The organism is Mycobacterium sp., from assembly GCF_049673265.1.
Taxonomy (GTDB): domain Bacteria; phylum Actinomycetota; class Actinomycetes; order Mycobacteriales; family Mycobacteriaceae; genus Mycobacterium.
Window position 1 is genome coordinate 1 of sequence record NZ_JBATXN010000015.1, and the last position, 5,827, is coordinate 5,827.

At 68.0% G+C, this 5,827-nt stretch carries 7 protein-coding genes and 1 pseudogene; 4 read left to right on the forward strand and 4 right to left on the reverse strand.

The genetic code is table 11. The annotated features are described in order from the left end of the window. From WBF82_RS00370 to WBF82_RS00380, 3 genes and pseudogenes are all read right to left on the reverse strand, one after another. Positions 1-183, reverse strand: a pseudogene (locus WBF82_RS00370) (epimerase); the annotation flags it as partial. A 7-nt stretch (positions 184-190) separates the two neighbouring features. Further along, complete coding sequence (locus tag WBF82_RS00375) at positions 191-445, reverse strand: DUF3618 domain-containing protein (protein ID WP_424381132.1); 255 nt, start codon at positions 443-445, stop codon at positions 191-193. After that, positions 432-842, reverse strand: a complete 411-nt coding sequence (locus WBF82_RS00380; protein ID WP_424381133.1) for a phage holin family protein — start codon at positions 840-842, stop codon at positions 432-434. Before WBF82_RS00380 ends, WBF82_RS00375 begins: the two co-directional genes overlap by 14 nt. A gap of 153 nt (positions 843-995) precedes the next feature. On the opposite strand from WBF82_RS00380, the gene WBF82_RS00385 reads away from it, so the two are divergent. Genes WBF82_RS00385 through holA form a run of 3 tightly spaced genes read left to right on the forward strand, consistent with a single transcriptional unit; the run spans position 996 to position 4,381 of the window. After that, the gene (locus WBF82_RS00385) at positions 996-1,823 is read left to right on the forward strand and encodes a helix-hairpin-helix domain-containing protein (RefSeq protein ID WP_424381134.1); all 828 of its coding nucleotides are present in this window, start codon (positions 996-998) and stop codon (positions 1,821-1,823) included. After that, positions 1,816-3,369, forward strand: a complete 1,554-nt coding sequence (locus tag WBF82_RS00390) for a ComEC/Rec2 family competence protein (protein WP_424381135.1) — start codon at positions 1,816-1,818, stop codon at positions 3,367-3,369. Before WBF82_RS00385 ends, WBF82_RS00390 begins: the two co-directional genes overlap by 8 nt. Before the next feature lie 13 nt (positions 3,370-3,382). Next, on the forward strand, positions 3,383-4,381 hold the full coding sequence (gene holA / locus WBF82_RS00395; RefSeq protein ID WP_424381136.1) for a DNA polymerase III subunit delta: 999 nt from the start codon (positions 3,383-3,385) through the stop codon (positions 4,379-4,381). 25 nt (positions 4,382-4,406) lie between these two features. Here the strand turns inward: holA and rpsT are convergent, their stop codons facing one another. Then, positions 4,407-4,667, reverse strand: coding sequence for a 30S ribosomal protein S20 (gene rpsT, locus WBF82_RS00400; RefSeq protein WP_424381137.1), 261 nt, complete (start codon positions 4,665-4,667; stop codon positions 4,407-4,409). Positions 4,668-4,816: 149 nt separating this feature from the next. Between rpsT and WBF82_RS00405 the strand changes: the two genes are divergently transcribed. Further along, the coding region (locus tag WBF82_RS00405; RefSeq protein ID WP_424381138.1) for a circularly permuted type 2 ATP-grasp protein at positions 4,817-5,827 on the forward strand (1,011 nt) is incomplete at its 3' end.

Sequence of the window (5,827 nt, forward strand, 5' to 3'; positions counted from 1 at the left end):
CGCGTCGCGGTCGAGGATGTCGCCCTGGCGGTAGACGGTCTTGGTCCACCCGTGCGGATTTGGATCAAATGGCCGTCGCGCCATGCCGATGATGCGATCGACGTCTGGGTGCTGCTCCAGGGCTGAGACGGCCGAAATGCCGATATCGCCAGTCGGGCCGGTCACTGCGACGGTGAGTCCCATGGCAGCGTCAACCGTGGTGGCGGCCCGAACGGCGGCGCCACCAGATCATCGCGACCACGGTCGCGCCGGCAACCGACGCGACGACCGCCAGCGACGGCTTAGCCGCCGCCTTGGACCTGTCGAGCGCGTCCTTTTTTGCGTCCAGGTTCGCCGAAAGCGCATCGACGGTCTCACCGAGCTGGCCCCGGGTGCGTTCGATGTCGGCTTGGATCTCGCGGATGTCCGCGTTGCGTCCGGGTTCGTGTGGTTCAGCTGCGGTCATGGCGAGAAACCTTCACTTGTTGCACGTCTTTTTTGACGTTGGCGACGGTCTGCGGCGCCGCCGGTGTCATTTCGCCGGCCTGCTTTTTGCTGAACAGAGCGGCTATCCCGGCCGCCGATAGCATCGCGGCACCGACAATCAATGCGGCCGCCCAGACTGGCAACGCCAGTGCGACTGCGGCAATGGCCGCCGCGATCAGGCTGGCCACGCCGAGGAAGGCGAGCAGACCCGCTGCGGTCAGTAGCCCGACGCCGAGACCGGCATGTTTGGCCGACTGCTGAAACTCCTTCTGCGCCAAACGCATTTCATCTCGCACCAGTCGCGAGAGTTGAGCGGACAGCTGGCTCATCAGCTCACCGATTGAGGCTTCTGGCTTCGGATTTGCTTCCAAGCTCATCGGGTTACCTCCATGCATCATCACCAATGGGCATCGGGCTACCCGGCTGGCCAGCCGTCAAACCCATGCACAGCTGGCAGTTGGTCCACAGCGCGGGGTTGGCAGGCCCCGCGACGGGCCTGGTGAGGCGGTCGACGAACCTACCGTCGGGGCATGCGCACAGAACTGCCCGCCGAGCGACTGCAGCGACGGCTGGGCGCCCAACCGGACAGCGAGGCCGACGGCACCGATGCTGACACCGACCCAAACTCTCTGCTGCCGCGGTGGCTTCCGGACGGCTCCGCGCAGGGTGCAGCCGGCTGGCTCGCCCGGGTGCGCGCCGATCCGGGCCGGGCGGGCGCCATCGCCTTGGCGGTGATCGCCGTTATCGCGGTGCTGGTCACGGTCTTCACGTTGATGCGTGATCAGCCCGCACCGGTGATGTCGGCGAAGCTGCCGCCGGTGGAAGCGCTGGCGTCAGCGAGCCGCGGCCCGAGTCCAAGTCCGACTGCCAAGCCGAGTCAACCGGTGGTGGTGAGTGTGGTGGGCTTGGTTCACACGCCCGGCCTGGTCACGTTGGCGCCCGGCGCGCGGATCGCAGACGCGCTCAAGGCGGCCGGCGGCACGACGGACGGCGCCGACACGATCGGGTTGAATATGGCTCGGCAGGTCGGCGACGGCGAGCAGATCGTCGTCGGCCTGGCACCCGTCAAGGGGCAGCCGCCGGTGCTGGGCAGCTCGGTGAGCTCCGGCTCCGCTGTCCCGGGCACGTCGGGCACCGCACCTCGTCCGGACAAACCGGCACGGGCTGAAGCGGTCAACCTGAACACCGCAACGGTGCAGCAGTTGGACGCCCTGCCGGGGATCGGGCCGGTGACGGCGGCTGCCATCGTGGCCTGGCGGGATGCCAACGGCAAGTTCACCAGCGTCGATCAACTCGCCGAGGTCGACGGCATCGGCCCCGGGCGTCTGGAAAAGCTGCGTCCGCTGGTTCGTGTCTGAGACACCCACCGCGCGGTTGGACGCACGACTGGTGCCGGCCGCATTGACCAGCTGGACGGTCACCGCGGCGGGAATCATATGGCCGCTCGGCAGCGCGGTCGGATCGGCGTGTGCGGTCGTGAGCGCGTTGGGCCTTCTGCTGTGGCGCACCGGGCACCGAAGTACACGGATGCGGGCCGTCGGCGTCGCGGTGGTCGCCGTTGGTGTCGTCGGGGCAGGCTTCGGGTTTGCGATTGCGTTGCGCGCCAACGCAGTCGCTCGCCATCCCGTCACCGCGGTGTTCGGAACTGCTGCGCAGGTAGTGGTTACACCGAGCGAAAGCGCACTGTCGGTGGGCTCAGGACAATCAGGCCGGCTGATGTTCCGCGCCACCTTGCAGCAGCTGGGACAGAACCGAATGTCGGGCCGCGTGGTGGTTTTCGCGCCGGCCCGCGACTTCAATGCGGTGATGGTTGGTCAGCCGCTGCGATTCCGGGCCAGAATCACCCGCCCCGCCCGACATGACCTGACGGTGGCGGTGGTGAACGCAGTCGGCCAGCCGACGATGGGCCGTGCCGGGCCGGTTCACCGCGTCGCGCACGCAGTCCGCGCGGCGTTCGCCGCCGCAGCCCGTCAAGTGCTGCCTGCAGACCAGGCGGCGATGCTGCCGGCGCTGGTGCTCGGCGACACTTCGACGGTCAGCACGATCACCAGCCGGGAATTCCGGGCCGCGGGTTTGACGCATCTGACAGCGGTATCCGGCGCAAACGTCACGATCGTCTGCGGAGCGGTGCTGTTCACGTCGCGGCTGATCGGCCCGCGGGCGGCAGTGGCGCTGGCCGGTGTCGCGTTGGTGGTGTTCGTCATCGTCGTGCAGCCCACCGCCAGCGTGCTGCGCGCGGCGGTGATGGGCGCGATCGCGCTAGTCGGTGTGTTGTCTTCGCGGCGGCGACAAGCGGTTCCGGGTCTCGCCGCCACCGTGTTGGTGTTGATGGTCACCGCTCCCCAGTTGGCCGTCGACGTGGGCCTCGCGCTGTCGGTCGTGGCGACGGCTGCGCTCGTGGTGATCGCGCCGATTTGGTCGCGGCGTCTGGTGGTGCGCGGCTGGCCCAAGCCGCTGGCGGACGCTGTGTGCGTCGCCTGTGCAGCGCAGTTGGTGACCGCTCCTCTGATCGCCGGCATCTCCGGTCGGGTCAGCCTGGTGGCCGCGGCGGCCAATCTCGCAGTGGCCGCGCTGATTGCGCCGATCACTGTGCTGGGCAGTGCGGCCGGTGCGCTGTGCTTGTGCTGGCCGGCCGGCGCGCAACTGCTGATCCGGTTCACCGGCCCCGAACTGTGGTGGGTGTTGCGGATCGCGCATTGGGCAGCCGCTGTGCCCGCCGCGAGTCTGCCGGTGCCGTCGGGGATTTCCGGCGTGCTGGTGGTCGGCGCGGCCGCCGTGCTGGCCGCGGTGTCGTGGCGGTGGCGCTGGTTTCGCGCCGGGATCGCGGTCGCGGCCGCCGGGCTGGTTGCCTGGTCGTTGTCGGGTCTGCTGGCAGGGGCCGGCGGCGCTGTCGGCCCCACATGACACGATCAAAGGCGTGAGCCAGCAGGTTTCGGCAGTGCATCTCGTGCTGGGTGATGAGGAGTTGCTGGTCGAGCGCGCCGTCGCGGAAGTGCTGCGGTCGGCACGGCAGCGGGCTGGTACCGACGACGTGCCGGTGAGCCGGTTGCGAGCCGGCGAAGTCGGCGTCTACGAGCTCGCAGAATTACTGAGCCCGTCGCTGTTCGCAGACGAGCGGGTGGTCGTTCTGGAGGCCGCCGGTGAGGCCGGCAAGGAAGCCGCGGAACTGATCGCCAACGCCGCTGCGGACATCCCGTCGGGCACCGAGCTGGTGGTCGTGCATTCGGGCGGTGGGCGTGCCAAGGCACTGGCCGGCCAGCTGCGCGCTCTTGGCGCGCAGGTGTACCCGTGCGCGCGAATCACCAAGGCCAGCGAACGTATCGACTTCGTCCGCAACGAGTTTCGTTCGTTGAAGATCAAATCCGACAATGACACGATCGGTGCGCTGCTGGATGCGGTCGGCTCCGATATACGCGAACTCGCTTCGGCCTGTTCTCAATTGGTCGCCGACACCGGTGGCCGCGTCGATGTCGCCGCGGTGCGGCGCTATCACGGTGGCAGGGCCGAGGTGAAGGGATTCGACATCGCCGACAAGGCGGTGGCCGGTGACGTCGCAGGGGCTGTCGAGGCGCTGCGGTGGGCGATGGTCCGCGGCGAGCCGCATGTGGTGCTGGCCGACGCGTTGGCTGAGGCCGTGCACGCCATCGGTCGGGTGGGCCCGCTTTCCGGTGACCCCTACCGGCTGGCTGCCGAAGTCGGGATGCCGCCCTGGCGCGTCCAGAAGGCGCAGAAGCAGGCCCGGCGCTGGTCGCGCGACATGGTCGCTGTCGCGATGAAGTTGGTGGCGGCGCTAAACGCCGACGTCAAGGGGGCGGCCGCTGATGCCGACTATGCGTTGGAAGCGGCGGTGCGAAAAGTCGCCGAGTTGGCATCCGGGGAGGATGCGGGCCGGAAGGCCCGAGGAGGAGGCGGATAACTGGGTGGAGCCGGCGACCGCTGACTCAGAGATTGTTGAGGGCGTGCGCCAGCGCAGATTTCTTGTTGGCGGCCTGGTTCTTGTGAATGACGCCCTTGGTGGCCGCCTTGTCCAGCTGACGGCTGGTGGAGACCAGCAGCTCGGCGGCCTTCTCCTTCTCGCCGGCGGCAGCGGCCTCGCGGAATGCGCGGACAGCCGTGCGAAGAGATGACTTCACCGACTTGTTGCGCAGTCGGGCGCGCTCGTTGGTGCGGTTGCGCTTTTGCTGCGACTTGATGTTGGCCACGCGTCAATTCCTTCGGCTTACGATTTTGGCGGCTTGTCGTGTCACGGTGCCGCAGCGGCTCTGCGCTTGAGCGGCGACTGCTCAGGGTATCAGTCAGCGGTGCTTTCCCCCAATTCGGAGCCGCTTGGCCTGCAGAAACGGCGTTCGTGATGCAGCATGGCACAGTGGCCCTTCGAACCGTGCCCGTCGAGACCAGGCGGCAGCCGCGCGGCGAGCCGCGGCCGGCGAAGCGTTATGAGCGAATCTTCGACGGCTACAACGCTGCCAGCAGCTACGCCGAGGCCTTCGATGAGATGTTCGACGGTCAGGGCAACGTCCGCGGCCCGTATAAAGGCATCTACGCCGAGCTGGCGCCGTCGGACGCGTCCGACCTCGAGGCCCGCGCCGAGGCGCTGGGCCGGGCATTCAGCAATCAGGGCATCACGTTTTCGCTGTCCGGCCAGGAGCGCCCGTTTCCGCTGGACCTGGTCCCACGGGTGATCTCGGCCGCCGAGTGGACGCGGTTGGAGCGCGGCATCACCCAGCGGGTGAAGGCCCTCGAGTGCTACCTCGACGATGTCTACGGTGATCAGGAGATCCTGAACGACGGCGTCATCCCGCGTCGGCTGGTGACCTCCTGCGAGCACTTCTACCGTCAGGCCGCCGGCATCGTGCCGCCCAACGGCGTGCGCATTCACGTCGCCGGCATCGACCTGATCCGCGACGAACGCGGCAACTTCCGGGTCCTTGAAGACAACCTGCGCTCGCCGTCGGGGGTGTCGTACGTGATGGAGAACCGGCGCACGATGGCGCGGGTATTTCCTAACTTGTTCGCCACGCACCGGGTGCGCGCCGTCGACGACTATGCGGCGCACCTGCTGCGCGCGTTGCGGAAATCAGCGGCCACCAACGAGGCCGACCCGACCGTGGTCGTGCTGACCCCCGGGGTGCACAACTCGGCTTACTTCGAGCATTCGCTGCTGGCCCGTCAGATGGGTGTCGAACTCGTTGAAGGCCGCGACCTGTTCTGCCGCGACAACCAGGTGTACATGCGCACCACCGAAGGAGAACGTCAGGTCGATGTCATCTACCGGCGCATCGACGACGCTTTTCTAGACCCGATGCAGTTTCGCCCCGATTCGGTGCTGGGTGTGGCCGGCCTGCTCAACGCCGCCCGTGCC

Excerpts from the sequence above, each read along its gene's own strand:
- WBF82_RS00375 (WP_424381132.1), bottom strand. The coding sequence starts at position 445 with ATGACCGCAGCTGAACCACACGAACCCGGACGCAACGCGGACATCCGC.
- WBF82_RS00380 (WP_424381133.1), bottom strand. The coding sequence starts at position 842 with ATGAGCTTGGAAGCAAATCCGAAGCCAGAAGCCTCAATCGGTGAGCTG.
- WBF82_RS00385 (WP_424381134.1), top strand. The coding sequence starts at position 996 with ATGCGCACAGAACTGCCCGCCGAGCGACTGCAGCGACGGCTGGGCGCC.